This is a genomic window from Isoptericola sp. b515, assembly GCF_030588125.1.
Taxonomy (GTDB): Bacteria; Actinomycetota; Actinomycetes; order Actinomycetales; family Cellulomonadaceae; genus Isoptericola; species Isoptericola sediminis.
Window position 1 is genome coordinate 762,981 of record NZ_JAUQYR010000001.1, and the last position, 24,950, is coordinate 787,930.

Below are 24,950 nucleotides of genomic sequence, written 5' to 3' on the forward strand. Positions count from 1 at the left end.
CACCCCTGCAACTGCACGTCTGCACCCATCCATCGGCTTCGATCTCACCGGTCGCGGAACCGCTGCTCCCGGCACCCGGTCGCAACCTATGTGATGCCGGTGACACTCAGGAGCGCAGAGCAGGCCTGATAGTGACATCGCAACGGTGGACCGGCCAGAATTCACCCGCTCTCGAACTCTCGTTCGAGTTCCGCACTATGACAGGGCTCCGGCCAGGTGCTTTCCGATCGCCTCTCCGAGGTGGACAGGAACCGCGTTCCCGATCTGCCTGGCGATGTCGGCCCGACGCCCCACCCAGCGGAAGTCGTCGCCGAAGCCCTGGAGCCTGGCGGCCTCCCAGTGCGTGATCGTCCTGTGTGCCGTGGGGTGCACGAAGCGACCCTTCTCCGGCCGGTAGAACTCCGTGCGGATCGTCACCGAGGGCCGCTCCCACACGAGCCGGCCCATCACATCACTCGCGCTCCGCGGGTTGTCCTGCCAGCAGCGCAGGGAGAGTTCGCGCGGGAGATCTCTCCGGCTCCCCCCGTACGGGATCGAACGGAACCTTGCTTGATCCTTCTCCGACCACCGGCGCGTGAAATGCAGCTCAGAGCTTCGGAACGAACCGGGAAGCCAGGTGTTCCTGAACCGTGTCATGCCCGGACGGAGATCGAACTCCCCGACGAAGGGCCGGATCCCCCTGAACGCGTCACGGACGGTCAAGGCCTCGTCGCCCCCGACAGGATCCAGATGTCCGGGGTGCTTCTCGTCCCGGTGAACACCGATCAGCACAGCACGCTTGCGCCGCTGCGGCGACCCGAAATCGGCGGCGTCCACGACGGCCGTGCGGACGTCGTAGTCGGTCAGACCACCCTGCGCCAGTTCCGCGAGCAAGGCTTGATACTCGACCGACTTCACGAAGGTCGGGACGTTCTCCATCACGAACGCACGAGGACCCGCACGCCTGACCGTCTCGACGAACTGGCGCCAGAGCGCGTTTCTCTCGTCGTTCGGGTCCCTCTTCCCGATGAGTGAGAAGCCTTGGCAGGGCGGCCCCCCGACGACGACATCGACCTGGGGCACGTCGTCGTCCCGCAGCCAGTCCTCGACGGATCCCGCGTACATGACGTCACCGAAGTTCTCCGCATAGGTCGCGGCTGCCGCGAGATCGTGCTCGACAGCGCGCACGGCGCGGAACCGCTCGGAACCACGATGCAGTCCCGCCGTCAGACCACCGGCCCCCGCGAAGACGTCGATCACCTTCAGGTCGCCTGAGGACCGCGCAGCCATTCTGTCGACGAGACTCGCTGACACCGCTACGGCGTTGTTCACCAACTGGTGACGACCACCTTTCTGCACTCGCAGACCATATCCAGATCGAAATGTCCGGCCGACCATGCGCGGCCCACGCGGTCGGAAACGCCCGTCAAGAGGACGAAGCATTGGATCCGCCATTGCAGCACGACGGGTTCCGCCCGAAGGGCTCCGCTCTCCGACGCCGACTGGCGAGGCGGCCTTCACGATCCGTCGTCGACCATCTCCCAGACCGCCTCGAGCCGCGCACGCGTGGTCGCGCTGAGGCGTGTGGGGCCGAAGATCGCCGCCGTGCGCCGCAATGTCGCTTCCTTGCTGATACCCGGCTGGTCCCGGAGCACGGCGCGCATCGCCGCCGCGATCTCCTCGGGCGCGATCTCGTCGATCTTCCGGGCGGGCTCGTCACCTGCCTGCCGGTAACCGGTCCAGCTGTCCGGATCCACGCCCTCGGGCCAGACGAAGGTGCCGAGCCTGCTCTTGCGGACGAGCGCCCGCGGGACGAGCCGGGCGATGTCGGCGGCGCGGCTCGCACGGACGGCGGTCAGGCCGAACCGTCGTCCGACGATCCGGACCAGCCTCTCCATCGCGACGGGGCCTTCGGCCTCGACGACGTCGAGAAGCATCGTCCGGACCACGACGGCCGCCGCCCGTGACGGCAGCTCGTCGAGCGTCCGGCGTTCGCCCACGACCTCGGTGTGCGCCGGGACGAACACGGGGGCGGAGACCTCGGGGGCGTCCTCCGGGCGGCTGGGGACGGCCCGGTCGACGACGTCGGCCGGGAACGCGCCCTCTGTGGCCGCACGGGACACCACAGCCTCGGGCGAGGCACTTGGCCCCGGCGCGCCCCAGAGGTCGAACGCCGGGACGAACGCGGAGCCGGACGCGTGAGGAACCGTCGCGGCCGCGGCGGTCGGGACCGCGTCGTCACCGGCGAGGGCGTCCTCGAACGCGGCGCCCTCGGCGTCGGGCTCGTCAACCGGCTCGGGTGGCTGTTCGTCCGCGAGCGCGGTCTCCGCCGCCTCGACCTCGGCGAGGATCCGGGTGATCACCTCGTCGCGGTTCTGGAGCCACATCGGCCACCAGACCCGGGCCACCGACGGCCACCCCATGAGGTTGCTCAGCACCTCGACGGGCAGCACGTCCCGGTCAGAGACCGTCCGACGGCCCTTCCAGCTCTCGCCGTCGAGCAGGACCGGCAGCAGGACCCGGTCGGGCTGCTCGGGCCGCGACAGCACCAGGTCGAGCCGGAAGTCGGACAGACCGACGTCGGTCCTGACGTGCAGCCCGGCGTCACGCAGGGCCCGGGCGACGTCGTCCCGGTGCCGGTCGCGCACCGGCGTGCGACCGAGCGAGGTGCCCGACTCGTCGGCGCGTCCCGCGGCGCGCGCGAAGAGCAGGAACTGCTTGAGGTCCTTGACCCCGCGGTACGACGCGCTCTCGGCGTCGAGCTCCTCGGGCTCGAAGCTGCAGAAGACGACGTTCTTGCGGCGCGCACGCGTGACCGCGACGTTGAGCCGCCTCTCGCCGCCGAGGTTGGACAACGGTCCGAAGTTCAGGGGGATCTTGCCGTTCGCCTGCTTGGAGAACGCCACGGAGAACAGCACGACGTCCCGCTCGTCCCCCTGGACCTGTTCGAGGGCCTTGACGAACAGCACGTCCGAGGGGCCCATCGCGCTCTCGTCCATCGCCGCGGCGACCCTCGGGTCGTCGCAGACCGTGAGCAGGTCCTCGATGAGCTGGCGCTGCTGCTCGTTGAACGTCACGACGCCGACGGTCGGCGGCGTGGGCGCGTCGAGCAGTTCGCGGACGGCGGCCACGATGGCCAGCGCCTCGTCGGCATTGGTCCCCTTGCCCGCCACGACGTCCCCGCCGAGGTCGCGCTTCTCGGTGCTGCCGGCACGGATGAACCGCCCGTCGACCCGGACCAGCTCGACGCCTGTGGACGACGAGAGCAGGGACGGCGCCGGGAAGCTGCTCAGGTCGCCCTCGTAGTACGCCGCGTTCGAGAAGGCGATGAGCGCCTCGTCCTGGCTCCGGTAGTGCCACGACAGCTTGAGCGTCGGCACGCGCGCGAGCTCGCACTCGCTCAGGATCGACTCCTGGTCCTCGACGGGCTCCTCCGCGTCGGTGTCCTCGACCTCCTCGTCGGTGGAGGGCTGCGCGCCGACCTTGCGGCTGGGGGGCATCTGCTTGGAGTCCCCGACGACGACGACGGCCTTGGCACGCCCGATCGCCCCCACCGCCTCCGGGACGGTGATCTGGGAGGCCTCGTCGAAGATCACGAGGTCGAACTCCATCTTCCCGGGCTCGATCAGGTCGACCGCGGACGACGGGCTCGCGAGCACCAGCGGTGTGAGCTCCTGGACCGAGCCCGCGTACTTGCGCAGGATCGCCCGGGTTCCGAGCCGCCTGGTCGTCTTCTCGAGCTCGCGAGCCAGCCCTCCGGTGCCCTTGCCCGCTCCGCCGCCACCACGACGGGCCAGCAGTCGTGCCGGCCCGCCGGTGACCCACTGCGTCCGCACCTCGGCCTCGGCCTCGGCATAGGACCGCACCCGACGGTCGTGCGCGGCCGCGTCGAAGCGGTCGAGACCCTCGGTCCGGACGCGTTCGTCCTGCGAGGTCGACGCGAGGCCGCGCTCGAAGGCCTCGAGGGCCTCCTCCGCGGCGAGCCGGCCGGCGAGGAGGTCGGTACGTGCCTCGGCCAGCCCCGCCTCGCGCAGCGGACCGAGCGCCGCGACGAGCTCCGACCAGCGCTGCAGCGGCAGCAACCGTTCGTGCTCGATCTGCCGGCGCCACTCGTCCGCGTACCGTCGGGTCGCCGCGACCAGCCCGTCGCCGTCCAGCCAGACCGCGAGGTCGTCGTCGGCCCCGCCGAGCAGGTCCCAGGCGCTCGACCAGGCGTCGGCCCACCGGGAGAGCTCATCGGCGTGGGCCGCCAGGTGGTCGCCGGCTGCGAGCTCCCGGACCGTCGCGGCCCAGGGCATGAACGCGCGCAGCGACTCGGTCTTCGCCAGCAGCTCGTCGTAGCGGCGGCGGACCGCGCCGACGACCCCGTCGAGGAAGACGTTGATGTGACGCCCGGCGGACAGCCCGGCCGTCCCGTCGAGCGCCCTCGCCGCCCAGCGCTCCGCCTCCTGTACCTTGATCAGGTCGCCGAGCACACGCGCAGCAGACGCGGGCTCAGGAACGGCCGCGCCCACGACGAACGGCGTCAGCGGCTCGAGCGCCGCCGCCTGCCGCTTGCTCCGGCCGAAGATCCCCGAGGCGTTGGCCGCCTCCAGCGCGGCCTGCACACCGAGCAGGTCGATCTCGAGGACCTCAGGGCGGAATCCCCGGAGGTACCCGGACCACTCGGTGACCATGCGCTCGCAGCTCGTGACGACGTGTGCGGCGTCGTCGACCCAGCCACGTTCCAGGATCGTCCGCAGCGTCGCCCCGCGCGGGAGACGCTCGTCGGTCGCCCGGACCAGCAGCTGCAGCTGGTGCGGGTGGTCGACGTCGTCGAGAGCAGCGCGCAGCGGACCGCCGAGCCCGTCGGCCCACCGGGTGCCGTCCAGGACGGCACGCAGCGCGTCGCCCACCTCGCCGACCTCCCACTCCCGCTGCGGGGTGCGGCCCACGAACCGCCACGGGTGGTCCGGGCGGACGTCGGCGGCGGCGACGACCGGCTGGACGTCGCGAAGGACCTCCCGGAGCTGCTCGACCAGATCGCGACGGTGCGCCACGAGCTCGGCCCTGACGGGCATCGACGGCCCGTCGCCGAGGACGAGAAGCTGGTCGTGCGCACCGTAGGCCGACCAACCCGCCGCGTTGGTCCGGTGGAGGCGTTCCGGGTACCTGCCGAGCTCGAACCGCGAGCTCTGGAGTCGTCGCCGAGCGGCCTCGAGGGCGACCGGGTCGTCCGCCACCCGCGCGGACAGCGACCGCTTGAGCTGTGCACGCACGATCGCGGCGCTCGACCCCTCGTGGTGCAGGTTCAGCATGAAGGGGGCGAGGCCGATGGCCTCGACCCGTCGCTGGACCACTGCGAGGGCGGTGCCCTTCTCCGCGACGAAGAGCACCTTCTGACCGGCAAGCACGCACTCGGCGACCATGTTGGTGATCGTCTGCGACTTGCCGGTCCCGGGCGGCCCCTGCAGGACGAAGGTGCGCCCCTCACGCGCCCAGACGACGGCCTTCCTCTGGGTCGCGTCCGCCGGGATCGGGGTCTCCAACGCCTCGAGCGCGTCAGGGTCGTCGGGCTCCGAGCCGACGACGGGGTCGACGAACGGCTCCGCAGGGGTGTGGACGAGGTGCTTGACGAGCGGCCGCTCGAGGAACTCGTCGCCGTGCTTCGTCAGGTCCTGCCACATCCGGAAGGCCGAGAGGTCGAGCAGGGCGAGCCGCGCCTGGGACTCGACCGCGAACGGGAGACCGCGATCCGCGACCGTCGCCCGGACGGCCGCCAGGATCCCGGAGACGTCGACGCCGGCAGCGTCGTTGGCGGGCTCGGCGAGCTCGGGGATGGTCAGGCCGTGCTCGCTGCGCAGCCATTCCAGGAGCGCGACGTTGGGAGTCGTCTGGGCGCTGGTGTCCAGGGCGAGGGCGAACTGGCCACGAGTGCGCCGCTCGATGATGCGCACCGGCACGAGGATCAGCGGGGCGTCGAGCCAGGCGTTCTTGTGCTCCCAGCGCAGCAGACCGAGACACAGGAACAGCGGGTTCATGCCCCTCTCGTCGTGCGCCTCCTTGGCCCGGCGGGCCATGGAACGGACCTCGGTGACGAACTTCGACCGCCGGACCGGGCCGGGCGACGTCTTCGCCGTGCTCGTCCGCTGCACGAAGAGCTTGCGGTTCTTCAGGAACGCCGACTGCTCCTCCGTCTTGAGGTCCGCGGCGTCGCGGACGTCACGAGCACGCACGACCTCCGGCAGGTCGTCCCCGTGCAGGAGGGTGAGCTCGACGTCCCGGTTCAGATCGTTCTCGAGGGTGCCGAGAAGGTCCCCGTCGACCAGCACCGGCTGGACCGACGGCCCGTTCCGCAGGTTGAGCAGCGCGTTCCTCGCGTCGAGGCTGAAGAGCGAGGACTTCCAGGTGCGGAATCGCGGCGGGTGCTGATCGACGCGCCTGACACCGGAGGGGTTCGTCGGCTCGGCCACCGCGATCTCGGAGGCCTCAGGAGCACCGTTCGCGCCGTAGACGACGACCTCGACCGAACCGTCGGCCTTCTCGTGCACGGCAGGGAGCGGCGCGACCCCCAGGAGCCGGGCCGCAGCGATGTCGACCACCTCGACCGGGCCCTCCGAGAATCCCTGGGGGAGGCGTACGGAACGCGCTTCCTTCCTGGCCCCGGCCGGACTTGTCCCGTCACCAGAAGCGAAGGCCGTCGTCTCGATCAAGCCGAGGAAGCCGCCCTCGATCAGCATCCTGATCGTGGCGGGGTCGTGGAAGACCGGCTGATCCGGGTACCACTCCTGAGTGCTCCCACGGCGGGGGTCGCGCCGCCAGTACCCGACGAAGATGTGACCGTGGACGAGGACGAGCACCGGGAGCAGCCCGACGTGCTCAAGGACGGCAGCCATGAGCACGGTCGTGTCCATGCACGTCCCGAGACCCCGGCGTGCGACATCACCGTGATCCCGGATCCTCTGGCCCTCGATCCGGTAGTCCCACCCGGGCGGAGGCTCGGAGTAGGAGATCTGCCGCCGGTGCAGCGCCGTGTAGACCGCGTCGACGGTCTCCTCGACACGCCGTGTCGCTCGGTCGCCCTCGAGCTGGAAGGCGTAGAAGGAGGCATCGCCCGTCGTGGCCTCCAAGACGTCGGCAGCCTCCCTGGCGAGGGTGGCGACCTCCGGGTGGTTGGGCCGGACGTACGACGCCAGCAGCGAGCAGGACAGCACGCCATTGCGACCAGTGCTCGACCAGTACTGGTCGAAGAGCGCACGGCGCTCCGCTGTGATCGCGGCAGCGTCAGGGCTCTCCGGGTCCTGTCGGAGGAGATCCGTGAGTTCGTCGTGCCGTTGGCGGATAGCGGTCAGCTGCTGCTCGCGCCGCGGCTCGCCCTGGCGAAGCCATAGGTCGCGCGGCTGCAGGTCCACCGACTGCTCGAAGCGAGCAAGCACCGGACCACCGTCGTGCGTCCGCAGCGTGATCAAGCAGTCGGCCCCTCGGCGCTCCTCGACCCGCGCCATCGCACTCGCCGACAACGGCACGTGGATGCTGTCCACACGCAGCCCGGCGAACCCGATCGGCCCCTCGTGCACGACGACGCCGCCGTACCGGACCTCACCGTCGGTGACCGTCACCTCGACCCGCGCATGCTCCAGCGGGGCCGACACGGTGACCTCGAGGTCGTTGACCTGAGGGATCCGGGCGTTGGCCGCCGCCCACGACCACTGGTCGCTGACGGTGGCCCGCAACTGGGCGGAGACGCCGTGCCCCTCGGCGTCGGACTCAATGGGCTCGACGTTCAGCACTTCGGTCACGGGATGTTCCTCGCCGGTCGTACGATCACGAAATCCGGCACGTAACCGGCAATCGGGGCAACTGTAGACCGCGCCACCGGTCTCGAAGCCCGATCACCTCGGACTTCATCTCGACGCAGCGGGTGAAATCTCCGTCGCCCGCCACCCAGCCCCCGGCACCTGACCACGCCTCCGATGGCAGGCTGTCGCCATGACCTCGTCCCTCCTCGTCATCGGCGACCGGGAAGCGCTGGGCTGGATCCTCACCGAGTCGCGCACGGCCTTCCCCGCCGCGCGGCGCGCAGAGGTCGCGAATCTGGCGCCCGGCGACGAGGTCTTCCTCTACACGACCCGGGGCGCCTTCAAGAACCCGACCCGCGACCGCGGCCGGGTGATCGGTGCCGCACGGGTGGCCGGTGCCGTGTCCGACCTGGACCCGCCGATCCGCTTCGGACCACGCGAGTTCCCGTGGGGCTGCGACCTCGAGATCGGGCCCGTCGCCCCGTTCGGCCACGGCGTCGAGCTCGCCCCGTTGGTCGGCCGCCTCGAGGCGTTCTCGAGCCTCGGGACGTCCTGGTCCATCAGGCTTCGTCGCCCCCTCGTCCCGCTCTCGCCGGCGGACGCCGCGACGGTCCGTGAGGAGCTCGACGACGTCCCCCTCGCCTCGACGATCGAGCGTCTCGCGCCCTACACCCGCTGGTACGACACACGCGGCTGACTTCACCCCACAGCGGTGCCGTTTTGCCCGGTCTTGACGGTTACGCTTCCAGTGGCCACGGGCAACGGACCCCTGCCGCTCGGCAGGGACGATCCCCGCCCCGGGCCACGAACGAAGCACCACCGAGAGGTACACGCGTGACAGCAACGACGGAGCCGCGGACCACCGAGTTCGAGGCCGCGCCCGGATCGACCGTCGTCGTGCGGGACGAGGAGTGGCTCGTCACGCAGGTGGAGCCGACCACGGACGGGCACTTCGTCCACGTGGTCGGCCTCTCGGGCCTCGTCCGGGACACCGAGGCGACGTTCTCCACGGCCATCGACGACGTCGCGGTCGCCGACCCGGCCGACGCCGCGGTGGTCGCCGACGAGTCCCCGCGCTACCGCGAGTCCCGGCTGTGGCTGGAGGCGATGCTGCGCAAGACGCCGGTGCCCGTCACGGAGGACGCGCTGACGACGGCGCACCGCGCGCTCGCCGACCCGCTGCCATACCAGTTCGAGGCCGTCCGCAAGGCCCTCGACCCGGACAACCTGCGTCCCCGCATCCTGCTGGCGGACGCCGTCGGGCTCGGCAAGACGCTCGAGATCGGCATGATCCTGTCCGAGCTGTCCCGCCGCGGCCGGGGCGAGCGCATCCTGGTGGTCACGCCCAAGCACGTGCTGGAGCAGATGCAGTTCGAGCTGTGGACGCGCTTCGCGCTGCCGTTCGTCCGCCTGGACTCCACGGGCATCCAGCGCATCCGCCAGAAGCTGCCGGCGAACCGCAACCCGTTCGCGTTCTTCAAGCGGGTCATCATCTCGATCGACACCCTGAAGTCGGACAAGTACGTGGCGCACCTGCGCCGGCACCGGTGGGACGCCGTCGTCATCGACGAGTCGCACAACGTCACCAACGCCTCGACGCAGAACTTCCGCCTGGCCTCGATGCTGGCGCGCCAGACGGACGCCCTGGTCCTGGCCTCGGCCACGCCCCACAACGGCGACCCGCGGTCGTTCGCGGCGCTGGTCCGCATGCTCGAGCCGTCGGCGGTGAAGCCCGACGGCGTCGAGCTGGACGAGAAGCAGGTGGAGCGGCTCATCGTGCGCCGCCACCGGCACTCGCCGGAGGTGGCCTCGGTGGTCGGCGCCGACTGGGCGGAGCGCAAGCAGCCTCGGAACATCCCGGTGACGCCCTCGCCTGTCGAGGAGGAGATCGCGGTCGAGCTGGAGGACACCTGGCTCTGGCCCACGAGCGGCACCTCCCCGTACTCGGGCCGGGGCGGCGCAACCCTGTTCCCGTGGACGCTCGCCAAGGCTTTCCTCTCCTCGCCGGCGGCCCTCGAGGAGTCCGTCCGCAAGCGGCTCCGGGCCGTGGAGACCGGTCGCGAGACCGCCGACGACGACGAGTCGCTCGTCGCGCCGGACGACGCCGACGCCGCCGGCCCCACCGCGGACGACACCCCGACGCCCGGCACACGCGCCGGCGAGCGCGCCGCGCTGCAGCGCCTCCACGACCTGGCGACCCGATCGCTCACCGAGCGCTCGGCGAAGTACGACGCCCTGCGCGACCACCTGCGCGGCATCGGCGTCGGCAAGGGCTCCGACATGCGCGCGGTCGTCTTCGCCGAGCGCGTCGCCACGCTGGGCTGGCTCCAGGACAGGCTGGTCAAGGATCTCGGGCTCAAGGCCGAGAACGTCGCCGTCCTGCACGGCGGGCTCTCCGACGTCGACCAGCAGGCGGTCGTGGAGTCCTTCAAGCTCGCGTCCTCCCCCATCCGGGTGCTCGTCACCGGGGACGTGGCCTCCGAGGGCGTGAACCTCCACAGCCACTGCCACCACCTGGTGCACTACGACATCCCGTGGTCGCTGATCCGGATCGAGCAGCGCAACGGCCGCATCGACCGCTACGGGCAGAAGCACCCCCCGCAGATCACGACGCTCCTGCTGGACCCGCAGCGCACCCGCCGGTTCGGGGGCGACCTGCGCGTCCTGACGCGCCTCGTCGACCGTGAGCACCACGCACACCGTGCGCTCGGGGACACGGCCTCGCTGATGGGCCAGTACTCGGTCGCGGCCGAGGAGAAGAGCATCGCCGACGTCCTGCGCCAGGCGCGCACGCTCGAGAGCGTCGTCAAGGAGGTCGACGAGGTCGCCGACGACGGCGGCCCGGCAGGCCTGCTCGCCCGGCTCATGAACCTCGGCGCGAGCACGGAGACCTCGACCCCTGCGCGGGCCCAGGCACCGACGGGCGGCCGCACGGGGGTGTACGACGACGACCTCGCATTCCTCGAGGACGCGCTGACGCAGATCTACACCACCCCTGGTCAGGAGCCCTCGAACGGGGTGGCGTGGAAGAAGGCCGCGAACGGCTCGGTCGCGTCGCTGAAGCCACCGCGGGACCTGCGCCAGCGCCTGGAGGTCCTGCCGCAGTCCTACCTCGCCGACCGCCGCGTCACCGAGGTGCTGCGCCTGGCGACGACGACTGCGCAGGGCACGCGCGAGCTCACCAACGCCCGCAGCGCGGAGTCGACCTCGGTGTGGCCGGAGGCGCACTTCCTCGGCCCCCTGCACCCGGTCGTCGAGTGGGCGTCCGACCGGGCGCTGGCGTCGCTGGGCCGCAACCAGGTGTTCGCCGTCCGCGGCGACGTCGAGATGCTCACCGTGCTGGTCCAGGCGGCGCTGTACAACGTGCGCGGCCAGGTGGTCGCGACGTCGTACCAGACGGTCGGGTTCCCCAACCCCGGGAATCCGAGCTTCGCGCTCCCCCAGCCGCACGCCACGGCCGCGGAGGCGATCGGGGCGCTGCACGTCGGCGCCACGAACACCGGCGGGGTCGTGGGAGCGACCGGTCTCCAGCAGTACGTGCGCCAGGCCGTGCGCTCGGCCGAGAGCGCCGTCGGCGACCAGGTCGCCTCCATCGAGGTGAGCACGCAGCAGCGGGTCGAGTCCTGGCTCCAGCGGAGCGCGTACTGGCGGATGGAGGCGTCCGCCCTGCTGAGCCGCGAGGCCGCGGCCGCCCGGGCCGGGATCACGACCCGGCAGTCCGACGTCGACGAGGAGTCGCGCCTGGCGCGGGAGATGCTGCCGGAGCGCACGCTGCTGCGCCCGCTGCTCGTCGTCGTCCCGCCCGGTCTCGACCTGCCGGCCGACGAGCCGACCCGTACCGAGGAGAACATCTGATGGCCGCCAGTGACGCGATCGTCGTCGGCGAGGACTGGATCAGCGAGCACTACTTCGCCACGGACGGCAAGCAGTCGTTCCGCACGAAGGTGCTGGAACGACGCAAGGCCTGGGACGACGACTCCAAGGAGGGAGTGCCGACCGCCCGGTCGCGCTTCGTCGCGGCCCGCCCGGAGCTGCTCTCCACCCTGGCCGGGCTCGGCGAGGAGGGCGGCCGGTTCGCCGTCCTGCCCGAGCTGTACGAGCGGCTGCGCGCCGTCCTCGGGTACACGACGGCCGCCCTGCAGGCCAAGCGCGAGGGACCGGTCGAGTGGGTGCACGCGACCGGTCTGGAGGCCAAGGCCCCGCTCGTGATCGTCGAGGCGGTCGCGGTCAAGGACGTCGAGTCGCTGCTGGCCAAGGGTGACCCGGTCAGGCCCACGCGCACCGACCGTACGCTGCTGGAGCCGTACCAGGTCGACGAGAAGACCGAGATCTTCTCCGTGGCGCGGCTGCTCTCGCACCTGTTCGTCCAGGAGGAGGGCCCCGACTACGCGCTCGTGCTGGCCGGTGGCTGGCTGCTGGTGGCGGAGAAGGCCCGCTGGGCCGAGGGCCGGTACCTGGCGATCGACCTGCAGCTCGTCGCCGAGCGCGCCGACGACAAGCGCGGCGGCGAGACCGACCGCGCGCTGACCTGCGTCGAGGCCGCCTCGCTCGCCCCGGACCCCGAGGGCAACCTCTGGTGGCCGGGCGTGCTGGAGGAGTCGGTCAAGCACACCGTCGGCGTCTCGAAGGACCTGCGCGAGGGTGTGCGGCTGTCCATCGAGATCATCGCCAACGAGGTGGTCCGCCGGCGGGCCGCCCAGGGCCTCGAACCGCTGCCACAGGGCGAGGCGCAGAACCTCGCCCGGCAGTCGCTGCGCTACCTGTACCGCATCCTCTTCCTGCTGTACGCGGAGGCCTCCCCCGAGCTCGGCGTGCTGCCCGTCGGCGAGCCGGTCTACGAGCGCGGGTACAGCCTCGACCGCCTGCGCGAGCTCACCCTCGTCGAGCTCGCCGACCCGGCGGCCGAGCACGGCACCCACCTGTACTCCTCGCTCGGCACGCTGTTCCGCCTGGTCGACACCGGGCACGACGGCGGCACCACCGACACCGAGGCCGGCGACGCCGGGCTGACCTTCCGCCCGCTCAAGGCCGACCTCTTCGTCCCGGAGGCGACGGAGCTCATCAACGACGTCGGGCTCGGCAACGCCGCGCTGCAGCAGGTGCTGCGCCACCTGCTGCTGTCCAAGGAGTCCAAGGGCAAGGACCGCGGGTTCATCTCGTACGCGGAGCTCGGCATCAACCAGCTCGGCGCCGTGTACGAGGGCCTCATGAGCTACACGGGCTTCTTCGCCACCGAGGACCTGCACGAGGTCGCCAAGGACGGCGACAACGAGAAGGGCTCCTGGGTCGTCCCGGTGGTCCGGTCCCAGGGGATCGCGCCGAAGGACTTCGTGACGTTCGACGACCCGGTCACCGGCGAGAAGAAGCCCGTGGTGCACGAGCAGGGCACGTTCGTGTTCCGGCTCGCGGGTCGCGAACGGCAGCAGTCGGCGTCGTACTACACGCCCGAGGTGCTGACCCGGTTCACCGTCTCCCAGGCCCTGGTGGAGCTCATCGGCCCGGACGACCCCGACCCGGAGTCGGTGGAGTGGAAGGGCCGCGAGATCCCGCGCAAGCTCGAAGCGCGGGAGATCCTCGACCTCACCGTCTGCGAGCCGGCCCTCGGTTCCGGAGCGTTCGCCATCGAGGCCGTGCGCCAGCTCGCCGCCGCCTACCTGCGCCGCCGCCAGGCCGAGACCGGCGAGACGATCGAGCCGGACGAGTACGCCCGGGAGCTGCAGAAGGTCAAGGCGTACATCGCCCTGCACAACGTGTACGGCGTGGACCTCAACGGCACCGCCGTCGAGCTCGCCGAGATCTCCCTCTGGCTCGACACCATGGGCGAGGGCCTGGCCGCACCGTGGTTCGGCCTGCACCTGCGCCGCGGCAACTCCCTCATCGGCGCCCGGCGCGCCGTCTACCGCCGCGATCAGCTCCGTCAGAAGGCGTGGCTCAAGGCCGTGCCCGACGACGTCCCGCTCGCGGGCGGCATCGGCACCGGCGTCGACGGGCGTATCCACCACTTCCTGCTGCCCGCCGCCGGCTGGGGCAGCGCCGTCGAGGCCAAGGAGGCCAAGGAGCTCGCCCCCGAGGCGCTCGCCCGCCTCAAGGCCTGGCGCAAGTCGGTGCTCGTCACGCCGTCGAAGAAGCAGATCGACGAGCTGGTGAAGTTGGCTCACCGCGTCGAGGTGCTGTGGGATCTCGCGCACCGGCGCCTCGAGATCGCCGAGCAGCAGATCCGCCGGTCCCTCGACGTCTGGGGTGCCGAGAACCTGCCCGTCGGCGGCGAGGTGACCCGCGAACAGATCGAGACGGCGCTCGCCGACGCCCGCGGCGCCTACCAGCGGCTGCGGCTGGTCATGGACGCCTGGTGCGCCCTGTGGTTCTGGCCGCTCACCGACGAGCTAACGCGGATCGACCCTGCCGACGGGTCAGGCGAGTCCGTCGTCGTCGAGCCGCCGACACTCGACGAATGGATCGCCGGGCTCCGCGCCGTGCTTGGTGTGCACACCGAAACCGGGGCGACCGGTCGCGGCAAGGGGTGGCGCGGCGGCGACCAGACGCTCACGTCCACAGCCGACTGGGACGAGCTCAACGAGGCCGAGGACCTCGAGCTCTCCTTCGCCGGCGCCGCCGCGCCCGACCGCGTGTTCGCCGACCACCCGTGGCTGACCGTGTGCCAGCGGGTGGCCGAGAGGCAAGGCTTCTTCCACTGGGAGCTCGACTTCGCGCCGGTGTTCGCCGCGCGCGGCGGGTTCGACCTCCAGGTGGGTAACCCGCCGTGGGTGCGGCCGATGGTGGACGTCGAGGCGCTGCTCGCCGAGGGCGACCCCTGGTGGCAACTGAAAAACAAGGCCACGCAGGCCGAGGTCAAAGAACGGCGCGAGGCGACCCTCGCGCTCGACGGCATCGCTGACTTCGTCGTCGGTGCCGTCGGAGACGTCGAGGTCACCAAGGAGTTCGTCAGCTCCGTCCAGGACTACCCGCACCTGGTCGGGCTTCAACCGGACCTCTACCGCTGTTTCATGGAGCAGACCTGGCGGCATCATTCAGCGTCGGGAACTATCGGCCTGATCCACCCGGAGACCCACTTCACGGACGAGAAGGCCGGCGCGCTCCGTGGCGAGACGTACGGACGACTCCGGCGCCACTGGCAATTCATGAACGCACTAATGCTCTTCGAAGTGCACGACCAGGTCTCCTACGGGGTGCACATCTACGGCAGCCGACAGCTCGTCGCCTTCCAGCAGGCTACTTGGATGTTCGAGCCCGCGACTGCTGAGCGTTCGCTTGAACACGATGGCACAGGTGAACAGCCAGGCCTGAAACTCGCCAATGGTCGTTGGGATGTACGTCCTCACCGTGACCGAGTAATCAGCGTTGATGGGTCTGTGCTACGCACATGGCACGCCACCCTCGAAGCCAGCGACGTGCCAACCGCCCAGACCCGCATGGTCTACGCGGTGAACCGTTCGACGGCATCGGTACTCGACAAGATCTCCGAAGCGCCACGCCTCGGCTCGATGGGGCTCCAGTTCTCCGCTGGCTGGCACGAGAAGAACGATCGGTCGAAGGGATACTTCGACTCCGAGTGGGGCGCCCCGGCGGACTGGACCGAGGCGATCTTGCAGGGGCCTCACCTCCACGTGGCGAATCCCCAGTACAAGGTTCCCAACCCGACCATGAAGCACAACCAGGACTGGTCGGCGGTCGATCTCGAGGATCTTGCACCCGACGCAGTCCCCGCGACGTCGTACAAGCCCCGTGGCAACCACGAGGCTTACGACGCGTCGTACACGCACTGGACCCGCGAGGTCGTGATCGGTGCCGACGGCAACCCTGTCATCGACGTTCCCGTCGTCGACCCGAAGTACGTCCGCGCCGTCGAGACCGCCACCCGCGCCGACGGCACCACCGTTCGCACCGAGACCGTCTCAGCCCGCGCCTTCTACCGCCTCGCCTGGCGCAAGATGGCGGCCAATACGGGCGAGCGGACATTGATCCCGGCGGTGATGTCACCCGGCGCGACGCACATCGATGGCGTATTCACGCTTGGGCTGCCAATGGCCCCGCTGAACTACTTGGTCGACGTAGCGTCCGTCACGTCCTCGCTCGTAGCGGACTCGCTGATCCGTGTAGCGCCCAAGGCGAACATCAGATCCTCAACGGTGGCGAACCTGCCACTGCCCGAACTGACTCCACTCCGCGCGCAGCTGCACCTTCGCACGCTTCGCCTCCAATGCGTGAACGACGCCTACGCCGACCTGTGGGCCGAGTGCTACGACCCAGAGTTCCGCGACGACTCGTGGACCGGCCTACCGGAGCGCACGGGGTGGGTCGACCTCGGCGACGTCGGGCCGGAGTGGACCCCGGACACGCCACTGCGCCGCGCTGAGGACCGCCGCCAAGCCATGCTGGAGATCGACGCCCTCGTCGCCCTCTCCCTCGGGCTGACCGCCGACGAGCTGTGCACGATCTACCGCACCCAGTTCCCGGTGCTGTACGGCTACGACCGCAACCGCGACCACTACGACGCCAACGGCCGTATCGTCCCGAACGAAGTCCTCACCACCTGGCGCAAGCGCGGCGGCAACGAGGGCTGCTACTCCGACGAAGACCTCACCGCCACCCACCAGGGCAGCAAGGTCGGCTACCTCTACGAGCTCCCCTTCGAGACTCTCGACCGCGAGGCCCACATGCGCCAGGCCTACGCCGTCTTCGAGTCCCGCCTCCAGAAGGAAGAAGATGTCTGAGCACCCCCACGAGAGCACTCCGACCGCTCCTGGACACGGCCCGTCGCCGATGCCGCCGCCCCCGCCCGGCTATGTCGCCCCTCCGGCGTCGGCGCTACCCCCGCCGGTGGCTGGTACGGGTGCCGGAGGGCCGTACTACCAGCAGCAGGTCCCGGCGCAGCCCGTCCATCCCCGATATCACGCGGGCTACCCGGCATATCCGACCCGGCCCGACAAGTCGCTTGCCGTGGCCTACGCGCTGTGGTTCTTCCTCGGATTCCTCGGTGTGCACCACTTCTACCTGGGCAAGGTCGGCCGTGGCGTGGGCTACCTGCTGACCGTGGGATGGTTCCTGGTCGGCTGGCTCATCGACCTCTTCACGCTCCCGGCCCAGGTCACACAGGTCAACGCCGAGCGCCGAGCGGGCCTGCGGTGACTTCCCGAGCCGGCGCCGACTGGTACGCCGATCCGACAGGGCGCTACGAGCACCGGTACTGGGACGGACAGCGATGGACCCATCACGTCTCCTCCGGTGGGCGCCCTGCCATCGACGAACCCACTCCAGGAGCGTCGGTGGTCACCGCCACCGCGTCCGGTTCGAACGATCGGTCGAACAAGAAGATTCGCCGTCAGGTGGAGGGCGTCGGGGCGGCGACGGAGCAGCACGGGGCTGCCGGCTGGTCCCATGCCCTCGGCGAGACCTCCTTGTTCACGGAACAGGTCCTGGTCGTCAACCAGAAGGCCAAGTTCTTCGAGGTCAAGGCCGAGTACGGCGTCTTCGACCAGCACGGCCACCGGATCGGGGCCGTCCGCGAGGTCGGCCGAAGCCTCATGACCAAGGCGCTGGGCCAGCGGAGCGATCAGAACCGCGCGGTCAGACTGCAGGTCGTCGATCTCGACGGCCGGGTTCGACTGACCCTCACGCGGCCGGCCAAGATCCTGCGGTCCAAGGTGACCATCGGTCTGCCGGACGGCACACCAGTGGGCCAGATCGTCCAGAAGAACCTCGGTCTCACCGGCAGGATCCGCTTCACCCTGGAGCAGGGCGGCCAGGTCCTCGGCTCGATCAACGCCGAGAGCTGGGGAGCCTGGGACTTCAACGTCCAGGACGCGAACGAGAACGAGCTCGCCCGGATCACCCGAACGTGGGCCGGGCTGCTCGCGGAGTCCTTCACCAAGGGGGACAACTACGTCGTGCAGATCCATCGCCCGCTGGAAGAGCCGCTGCGTTCGCTCGTCGTCGCCGCGGCACTCGCCATCGACACGGCGCTCAGGCAGTCGACCTGAGCGGCACGTCACTGAGCTAGCTGCAGACCACGACATCGGCAGACCAATCACATGATGACCAGGCGTCGACCGACACGGTGCGGCGGGACGACAACAAGGAGCGATCAGTGAAGGCTGAGACGACCACCCCTCGTGAGCTCTTCGAAGGCAGGGTCCACTACATCATCCCGCCGTACCAGCGTCCGTACGTGTGGAACGCCGAGGACCAGTGGGAGCCGCTGTGGGAGGACGTCGCACGACTCGCTGAGGCGGAGCTCTCGTTCGACGGGACCGGCCGTGCTCCGAACCACTTCCTCGGCGCGGTCGTCTACGAGTCGCAGCCGACGATCGCCGGGGACGTCTCACGCCACCTCGTGATCGACGGGCAGCAACGCACGACCACGCTGCAGATCCTCCTCGACGCCGTGCACCAGGTGCTGGTCGAGCGCGGGCACGAGGACATCGCCGAGGACCTCGAGGACCTGATCCTCAACAAGGGCAGCAAGTACAAGGGCAAGGCCGAACGCTTCAAGCTCTGGCCGTCACGCAACGACCGTGACGCGTTCGCCCATGCGATGGACCCGCAGTCCGAGGACGAGCTCGAGCACCGCATCGTCTCCGCTCATGCGTTCTTCCGTCAGGAGACGGCCACGTGGCTCGCCGGTACGGAGGACGTCGACGGTGTCGCTCCCCCGGGGTCCGAGGAGGCGCGCGCCGGCGCGTTGTCCAGCACGCTGCAGCTGCGGCTGCTGCTCGTCACGATCAACCTGACGGACAGCGAGGAGTCGCAGCTCATCTTCGAGACGCTCAACGACCGCGGGACTCCGCTGCTGCGTGCTGATCTGGTCAAGAACTGGATCTTCCAGACCGGGCACCGCGTCGGTGCCGAGGTCGAGGAGTGGCCCGAGACGTTCTGGGCCGACTTCGACGACGACTGGTGGCGGCAGGAGATCTCCCAGGGCCGCGCGCTGCGGTCGCGGATCGACATCTTCCTGCAGTACTGGCTCACCATGCGTACGCGCGACGAGGTCCGGACCGAGAACGTCTTCCGGGTCTTCACCCAGCACGCGGCGCCCCTCATGCAGTCGGCCACCGAGGCCGAGCACTTCCTCGGGGCGCTGCGCAAGGACGCTGACACGTACCGCTCGTTCGCCCAGCTCGACGTGTCCACGCCTGAGGGGTCGTTCTACGGGCGGGTCATCGAGACGATGGAGCTCGCCGCGACCACACCGCTGCTCCTGTGGATGATCTCGGCCAACCATCGGGTCCCCGAGCAGCAGGTACGTATCGGCCTCGGGGCCCTGGAGAGCTGGGTGATCCGACGTACGCTCCTCAGCGTCACGATGCGCGACGTGAACCGCATGATGGTCGCGATCCTCAAGATCCTCGATCAGACGCCTGTGGACGAAGCCGGGCAGGCTGTCCGCGACTTCCTGACCCAGCAGACGGCGAACTCGCGCTACTGGCCCACGGACGTCGAGATGGTCGAGCAGCTGCCGAAGGTTCGTCTCTACGGCAACGTCCGCCAGAACCGGCTCAAGGAGGTGCTGAGCGCGGTCGAGCAGCACCTGCGCACCAAGCAGCACGAGGACGTGTCCCTGCCCACCAAGCTCCAGATCGAGCACGTCATGCCCCGCGCCTGGCGCCACCACTGGGACGAGGACCCGAAGCTCACCCCGGAGGATGCCGCGGCGAGGGACCGGCACGTCGACACGATCGGCAACCTGACGCTCATCAGCCAGCCCCTCAACGGCACGTTGTCGAACCGGCCGTGGACCGACGCGGAGTCGTCGGACCTCAGCGCCGGCGGGCACGCTGGTCTCGGCAAGCGCAGCCTGCTCGCCAAGTACTCGCTGCTCGTGCTCTCGAAGGAGCTCGTCGACGAGCACGGCACCGCGTGGACGGACGACGACATCTCCGCACGGTCGGCGTCGATCGCAGAACGGATCTGCGCGGTCTGGCCGCGGGAAACCCCCTGAGCTGACCTCGCGACAGCTGCGGTGACTCCCGGTCTGGGAAGCGGAGCCGAGACACACGACGTCAGGAACTCGGCCGGCACGAGATTTCACCCGCGAGAACCTGGGGCCCAATGCCCGTGAAAGCCGATATGACTGTTTAGTTCGATATCCTCGTCACCGGGCTCATGGGGCAAGGGAGTTGGGGTGGCATGAGGATCGGTGTGGGGGGCGGTATCGGCCCACTTCGCGGCGGGGTGAGCAATCGCGGAGTCGGCGTCGGCTTCGGTCCGATCAGCGTAGGCGAGTCAAACCGCGACATGGAGGGCTGCGCGACCTTCATCTTCGGCGCGGTGCTTCTCGGGCTGGTTGCCGTCGGTCCCTACTTCCTCGGCAAGTGGGTGGCCGGGCTCTTCGGGGCAGGGCCCCAGTCTCCTGCGCGGTTCATCACCGGATGGGTGTTCGAGGGGATTTACCTCGCGGTCATCGCCCTGGTCGTGACCGCGCTGTTCACCCAGGCCGTGGCCCGCGTGCTGGTCTCGGCGCTCGGGCTGTGGCTCTCCACGTTCGTCACCGGGCATCACGTCAGCCTTGCACCGGAGCAGCGAGGATTCTGGGAAACGGTGATCATGCTGCTGTTCGGTGGATTCTTCCTGAGCTTCCTCATGCTCCGAGCAGTCATCGATGTCGAGGACGCCATCCCGTTCGCCCTCGTATGTCTTGTGACGAACATCGTGTCTCTCTACCTGCTCAGCTTTCTTTTCCGACCGTCGGACGACGCGGACTGGGGCCTGACGATCGACGGCTTCGGTTGGGCACTGCTGGCGTCGGCACTCATCGCGGTCTTCCAGGCCTTTGCGTCGTCCCTCGTGGCAGCCATCCAGGAGTAGTCGCACGACCGCGCGGGCACCACGCCTCAGGCGAGTAGGTCCACCGTCGCCTTGGCATCTGCCAACGTCTCGTCGACTCCTTCGATCAAGGCCTCCAGGTCCGCCCCGTCGACCGTCATGAACCTCGCGACGTCGAGGCTTTCGACAGCGATCTGGCAGGCGGCGATAGCTACGAACCTTCGGTACGCCTCCTGCTGTTCAGGGGTGAGCGTCCGCCACTCGACCGGGGCTCTGTCAAGGCCGCGCTTCCACTGCTGGAGCCGCCAGCCAGCGTGAAGACCGATGATCTCGAGTATTGACGTGGCACGCGTCAGCGCATCGATCATGTGGTCGAACCCGCGCTGACTCGCATCGAACTTGGCATCTGCCTCGTCCAGCTGGGCGAGCAACTGTTCCTCCTCAGCACGACTCCGTCGCCTTGAGAGGAAGAGGAGCCTGCTGGCCGCGAGCATCGTGCCTGGGCCTGTGGCGATCCCGAGAAGCAGCAGGGAACCACCGCGGCCGAGCGGCGATCCGGTGACGCCCGCGGGTCCAGGGCCGCCCCGCTCGCCCTTGCTCGACAACACCGCTGCCATGAAGGAGCGGTACGTCTCGGCGTTCTCCACGCCAGCTCCAGCGTCACCGTCACCGTCACCGCCCGCGAGCGTCGCAACGATCCGACGTGCGAGTCCACGTGCACGCGCCTCGGAGGTCCCCTCCGCGAACTGAGGAATGTCGATCGGGAGGGTGTCGTTGTCAGCGGACCCCTCTGCGCCCTTGGCGCCGGACTCCGGCACGCCCCGAATATCGCGTGCAGTCCTGACGAACTCCAGCAAGAACTCGTCCCGGGCCGTGTCGTGCGCTGCGTTGAAGGCCTCACCGAGCTCGGCAACGAGATCAGCGCGCTTCCTGGTCTCCTCCCGCACGGCGGCCAGGCGTTCCTTGAGGGCACGCCGGTTCCTCCTGGCGCCCGGCTCCGCCATCCGCTCGTCCCACTGAGCCGCGTCCTCCCGGGCTCGTCGCTCTGCCCGATCCTCGAGCTGCCCTGGCGTGAGCTGCAGGGCCAGGGCGATGCCTTCGAAACGCCTCGGGCCGGGCCTGGTCGTGCCCGATTCGATGCGTGACACGGATACTCCCGCGCCCGTGCCGTAGCCGGCCTGCTTGCCGAGCTGCTCCTGACTCAGCCCGAGCTCTTCCCGACGCTCCCTGATCGCCTGACCGAGAGCCTTGGCGGCGTACCCCATGGAAGCACTATAGCAAATACCTCCACACTTAGTGTTGCTAAATCGCGCTAGGCGTAGTTCACTGGAAGCACCAGCTCCTTCGGAGCTCCGACGAGGAGGACGACCATGGGACACATCGACATCACCAAGACGATCCAGATCGTCCTCACGGCGACCGAAGCCGCCGACAGGGCCAACCAAGTGCGCAAGGACCCTGCGGTCGTCGTCGCAGCGAAGGAGTTCATGCGCGACGTGCACGAGTCGACACATTCAGCTGCTCGGCTGGTAAAGGCCAGCCGAGAGGCCTGGCGGCGCACCGACCGGCCCCGCGGGGGGACCTCGGCCGCATGGGCCTAGTCGTCGCCTCAGGGCATACCACCCAGATCCCGACGCAGCGAGCCACAGTACTCTCGGCCCGGCATCATGCTCATGTTTCGGTACGTGCGCCCTGGGAACGGGCGAAGCGGACGCACGGACAAGGAGCTCGGCGGGCGAGGACAGCCCGGGAGCCCTCTGTGCGGATACAGACCGAAGGACGCCTGCATCCGCATAGAGGGCTCCGTCTCAGAGGAGGTAGCTGTATTGGCGCGTGGCGGCCTGCAGCTCCGCGGCAGCAGAAGCGTCTCCCCCCTCGAGACGTGTGACGGCGCTCCGCAGCTGAGTCGCCTCGGCGTCATCGATGAACGGCAGGATCTTCGCCTGGACGTCGTTCACGAGCTGGCGATCAGCAGCGCTCAGCGAGCTCGCGGACGGACCGGGCGGGCCCGCGATCCGGTCCTCGTCCAGGGTGCGTGACACACGCTGAGCGATGCGCGTGAGCTCTCGCTTGTCGACCGAGGCGCCGTACGACACCGCCTCGTCGAGGACGACATTCCCGAGGCTGTCCTCCCCGTGGACGTGAAGGATGCCGTCGACGTCGTAGCTGTAGGTGAGGTCGATCGAGATCTCCCCGAACGCCCGCGGCTCCGGGAGCGTGATCGTCCATTCCTTGAGCACCACGTTGTCGTCGTCGTCCAGAGGCTTCTCCGGATCTCCCTCGACCACCTCGACCTGGAGCTGGTCCTGGAAGTCGCGCACCGGCGTGAAGGTCTCCGTCGCACGCGCGGGGAGCTTGTGGTTGCGCGGGATCAGTTCGGAGAAGACGAGGCCGACGTTCGGGTTGAGCACCTTGGTGCCGAGAGCGTGCTCCGTCGAGACGAAGAAGTCACGGTCGTCGAGGTCGCCTCCGAGGATCGCGGATGCCACGGCGGCACCCTCGGCGACCGCCGTCATCGGGTCGATGCCGGGCGCCGGGCTGAGCCCCACCGCATCGGCGACGAAGCGCCTGATGAGCGGCGTCTTGCAGGTGCCGCCGACGAGAACGAGGGCGTCGATGTCGCTCGCGCTGCCGCCGAGGTCCTTCAGGCACTGCTCGATGGGCTCGCGGACACGATGCACCTGGCTCTGGATGACCTGTTCGTACATGGGGCGCGTGATGCGGCGGTACTGGCCGCCTGGCAGAGGGACGCTGACCTCTTCGAGCTCGGAGAGCTGGATCTTCGCTCGTTCGACGTCCAGGCGGAAGCCGGTCCGCTCGTCCTGGGTCCACCTGTCGGAGTCCGACACGGTGTCGAGGACGAGCCGCGCGAGCGCCGAGTCGAAGTCCAGCCCGCCCAGCTTCTGGATACCCTTGGACGCCTGCTCCATGAAGACACCCTCGACGTTGCGCAGGATCGTGACGTCGAGCGTGCCACCGCCCCAGTCCACGACCATGAGCGTCTCCTCGGTGGCCGATCGCATGCTGTAGGACATCGCGGCAGCGGTCGGCTCGTTGATGAGGGCCTGAACCTGGACACCGGCCATCCCTGCCGCCAGCTTGGTCCGGTAGCGGGCGATCCCCCGGCTGTTCGCGGGGATGGTCACCACGGCCTGGTCGAACCCGACGCCCTGCGCAGCGCCGGAGCGCTTGAGGTGCCCGAAGATCAACGTGGCGATCTCCTCGACGGAGTACTCGATGCCGTCGACCTCCGCCCGCTCCTCGGCACGGAGCAGCCGCTTGACCGCGGCGAGGCTGCCCGGTCGTTGCTTGGCCTGCCACCCGAAGATCGGCCGGTCGTCGAGACCTCGTCCGAAGACGGTCGGCAGCACCCGGTCGAAGCCCAGCCCGGCCCAGTCCGCCGGCGGCTCGTCGGACGACAGCACCGCGGGAGAACCGGCCGCGAAATGTGCCACCACGGAATTCGTCGTGCCGAAGTCGATACCCACGCTCGTCATCAGGACTCCTTGATCTCGGCGCCGTCCTCAGCGCTGACGGGGACAGCCGGATCGGCCACGGCTTCCTTCGTCGGTGACGTCACGGCCGGCTCGGTTGCTGCCGCATCCTGGGTCGAGACCCGTCGAAGACGCCCCTGCTTGACAACCCGCCCGGTGTTGGTGTCGACGTACCCCGGAAGGTCGACCTCGGCACTCGAGCCGTCGAGGTGGAACGGCTCGAACGCATCCCGCAGCTCCGGGTCGTCGACACGGGCGACTCCGGCCTGGGACAACCACTGCGAGACCAGCGCCCGGAGGTCGTCGGCGTCGGCTCCGCGAGCGAGCGCGAGATCGAACTCCGCCAGCTGAGCGACGTGGCGCAGCCGGTCCGTGGCGGAGGCGATCACCTGCTTGCGGAGCCCTTCGTAGGCGTCGGCCGACAGATGCGTCCCGGGATCTCTCACGACCAGCGCCGTGTAGATCATCTCGAGCCTGCGGTCGACGGCTTCGAGACGTCGACCGGCTTCCCTGCTATTCATCCCGAACATTCAGGCCTCTTCTCCGATGAACTTGTGAAGCCGTGGCAGTGCGTCTCGTGCGGCGTCGTCCACGAGGTTCTGGACCACCTCACGCAGGATCACCGCCTCGATCTGCTGGCGGTCCTCGGCGGTCACGGGCCCCGTGCGGCGCGGATACGGTTCGACCGGCGGGTCGAACAGCCCGTGCCCCGGGGGAGCGTCGTACGCGCCGTTGTCGGCCGGCACGCGGTAGTCGTCGATGCTCGCCGACGGATCCTCGATCCGCTGCTCCACGGCATGCAGCGCCCAGTTGACGTCCTCGAGGTCATACGGTGCGTCGGCAGTCTTCCGGAGACGTCGCGTGGCCCGGGCGAAGGCCCGGGCTGCCTCGGACTTCGTCGCGCCGTAGGGCAAGCCGA

At 69.5% G+C, this 24,950-nt stretch carries 14 protein-coding genes and 1 pseudogene; 9 read left to right on the forward strand and 6 right to left on the reverse strand.

The window, feature by feature from the left end:
- Positions 1 to 195: 195 nt before the first annotated feature.
- Positions 196 to 1,338, reverse strand: coding sequence for a DNA cytosine methyltransferase (locus Q6350_RS03540; RefSeq protein ID WP_305065237.1), 1,143 nt, complete (start codon positions 1,336 to 1,338; stop codon positions 196 to 198).
- A gap of 158 nt (positions 1,339 to 1,496) precedes the next feature.
- Positions 1,497 to 7,757 carry a DUF4011 domain-containing protein gene (locus Q6350_RS03545; protein ID WP_305065239.1) on the reverse strand — a complete coding sequence of 2,087 codons (6,261 nt, stop codon included), beginning with the start codon at positions 7,755 to 7,757 and terminating at the stop codon, positions 1,497 to 1,499.
- Between the two features lie 190 nt (positions 7,758 to 7,947).
- Between Q6350_RS03545 and Q6350_RS03550 the strand changes: the two genes are divergently transcribed.
- The 8 genes and pseudogenes from Q6350_RS03550 (at position 7,948) to Q6350_RS03580 (ending at position 20,579) form a co-directional block, all read left to right on the forward strand.
- Entirely contained in the window at positions 7,948 to 8,454 is a 507-nt protein-coding gene (locus tag Q6350_RS03550) for a hypothetical protein (protein WP_305065241.1), read from the forward strand.
- A gap of 137 nt (positions 8,455 to 8,591) precedes the next feature.
- A complete protein-coding gene (locus Q6350_RS03555) occupies positions 8,592 to 11,612 on the forward strand; it encodes a helicase-related protein (protein ID WP_305065243.1) in 3,021 nt (1,006 codons plus the stop codon).
- Positions 11,612 to 16,489 (forward strand): class I SAM-dependent DNA methyltransferase, encoded by a 4,878-nt coding sequence (locus Q6350_RS03560; protein WP_305065244.1) that lies wholly within the window; start codon positions 11,612 to 11,614, stop codon positions 16,487 to 16,489. The genes Q6350_RS03555 and Q6350_RS03560 overlap by 1 nt, the downstream gene beginning before the upstream one ends.
- A gap of 106 nt (positions 16,490 to 16,595) precedes the next feature.
- Positions 16,596 to 16,904, forward strand: a complete 309-nt coding sequence (locus tag Q6350_RS03565) for a TM2 domain-containing protein (RefSeq protein ID WP_305065246.1) — start codon at positions 16,596 to 16,598, stop codon at positions 16,902 to 16,904.
- Positions 16,901 to 16,993, forward strand: a pseudogene (locus Q6350_RS15335) (DUF2510 domain-containing protein); the annotation flags it as partial. The gene Q6350_RS03565 and the pseudogene Q6350_RS15335, both read left to right, overlap by 4 nt.
- 48 nt (positions 16,994 to 17,041) lie before the next feature.
- On the forward strand, positions 17,042 to 17,755 hold the full coding sequence (locus tag Q6350_RS03570; RefSeq protein WP_305065248.1) for an LURP-one-related/scramblase family protein: 714 nt from the start codon (positions 17,042 to 17,044) through the stop codon (positions 17,753 to 17,755).
- A 107-nt stretch (positions 17,756 to 17,862) separates the two neighbouring features.
- Complete coding sequence (locus Q6350_RS03575) at positions 17,863 to 19,713, forward strand: DUF262 domain-containing protein (RefSeq protein ID WP_305065250.1); 1,851 nt, start codon at positions 17,863 to 17,865, stop codon at positions 19,711 to 19,713.
- 188 nt (positions 19,714 to 19,901) lie between these two features.
- The gene (locus tag Q6350_RS03580; RefSeq protein WP_305065252.1) at positions 19,902 to 20,579 is read left to right on the forward strand and encodes a phage holin family protein; all 678 of its coding nucleotides are present in this window, start codon (positions 19,902 to 19,904) and stop codon (positions 20,577 to 20,579) included.
- A gap of 26 nt (positions 20,580 to 20,605) precedes the next feature.
- Here Q6350_RS03580 and Q6350_RS03585 read toward each other — a convergent pair whose 3' ends face one another.
- Positions 20,606 to 21,802: a helix-turn-helix domain-containing protein gene (locus Q6350_RS03585; protein ID WP_305065254.1), complete on the reverse strand. Its 1,197-nt coding sequence runs from the start codon at positions 21,800 to 21,802 to the stop codon at positions 20,606 to 20,608.
- Between the two features lie 105 nt (positions 21,803 to 21,907).
- On the opposite strand from Q6350_RS03585, the gene Q6350_RS03590 reads away from it, so the two are divergent.
- Entirely contained in the window at positions 21,908 to 22,138 is a 231-nt protein-coding gene (locus Q6350_RS03590) for a hypothetical protein (protein WP_305065255.1), read from the forward strand.
- Between the two features lie 207 nt (positions 22,139 to 22,345).
- Here the strand turns inward: Q6350_RS03590 and Q6350_RS03595 are convergent, their stop codons facing one another.
- The 3 genes from Q6350_RS03595 to Q6350_RS03605 are packed head-to-tail and all read right to left on the reverse strand — an operon-like array spanning position 22,346 to position 24,945.
- Positions 22,346 to 24,034 carry an Hsp70 family protein gene (locus Q6350_RS03595; RefSeq protein WP_305065257.1) on the reverse strand — a complete coding sequence of 563 codons (1,689 nt, stop codon included), beginning with the start codon at positions 24,032 to 24,034 and terminating at the stop codon, positions 22,346 to 22,348.
- Positions 24,034 to 24,552 carry a hypothetical protein gene (locus Q6350_RS03600; RefSeq protein WP_305065259.1) on the reverse strand — a complete coding sequence of 173 codons (519 nt, stop codon included), beginning with the start codon at positions 24,550 to 24,552 and terminating at the stop codon, positions 24,034 to 24,036. The genes Q6350_RS03595 and Q6350_RS03600 overlap by 1 nt, the downstream gene beginning before the upstream one ends.
- Positions 24,553 to 24,561: 9 nt before the next feature.
- Positions 24,562 to 24,945 carry a hypothetical protein gene (locus tag Q6350_RS03605; protein WP_305065261.1) on the reverse strand — a complete coding sequence of 128 codons (384 nt, stop codon included), beginning with the start codon at positions 24,943 to 24,945 and terminating at the stop codon, positions 24,562 to 24,564.
- Positions 24,946 to 24,950 lie beyond the last annotated feature (5 nt).

Coding starts and splice junctions, on each gene's coding strand:
- Q6350_RS03550 (WP_305065241.1), top strand. CDS start 7,948: ATGACCTCGTCCCTCCTCGTCATCGGCGACCGGGAAGCGCTGGGCTGG.
- Q6350_RS03585 (WP_305065254.1), bottom strand. CDS start 21,802: ATGGGGTACGCCGCCAAGGCTCTCGGTCAGGCGATCAGGGAGCGTCGG.
- Q6350_RS03595 (WP_305065257.1), bottom strand. CDS start 24,034: ATGACGAGCGTGGGTATCGACTTCGGCACGACGAATTCCGTGGTGGCA.
- Q6350_RS03600 (WP_305065259.1), bottom strand. CDS start 24,552: ATGAATAGCAGGGAAGCCGGTCGACGTCTCGAAGCCGTCGACCGCAGG.
- Q6350_RS03560 (WP_305065244.1), top strand. CDS start 11,612: ATGGCCGCCAGTGACGCGATCGTCGTCGGCGAGGACTGGATCAGCGAG.
- Q6350_RS03580 (WP_305065252.1), top strand. CDS start 19,902: ATGAGGATCGGTGTGGGGGGCGGTATCGGCCCACTTCGCGGCGGGGTG.
- Q6350_RS03590 (WP_305065255.1), top strand. CDS start 21,908: ATGGGACACATCGACATCACCAAGACGATCCAGATCGTCCTCACGGCG.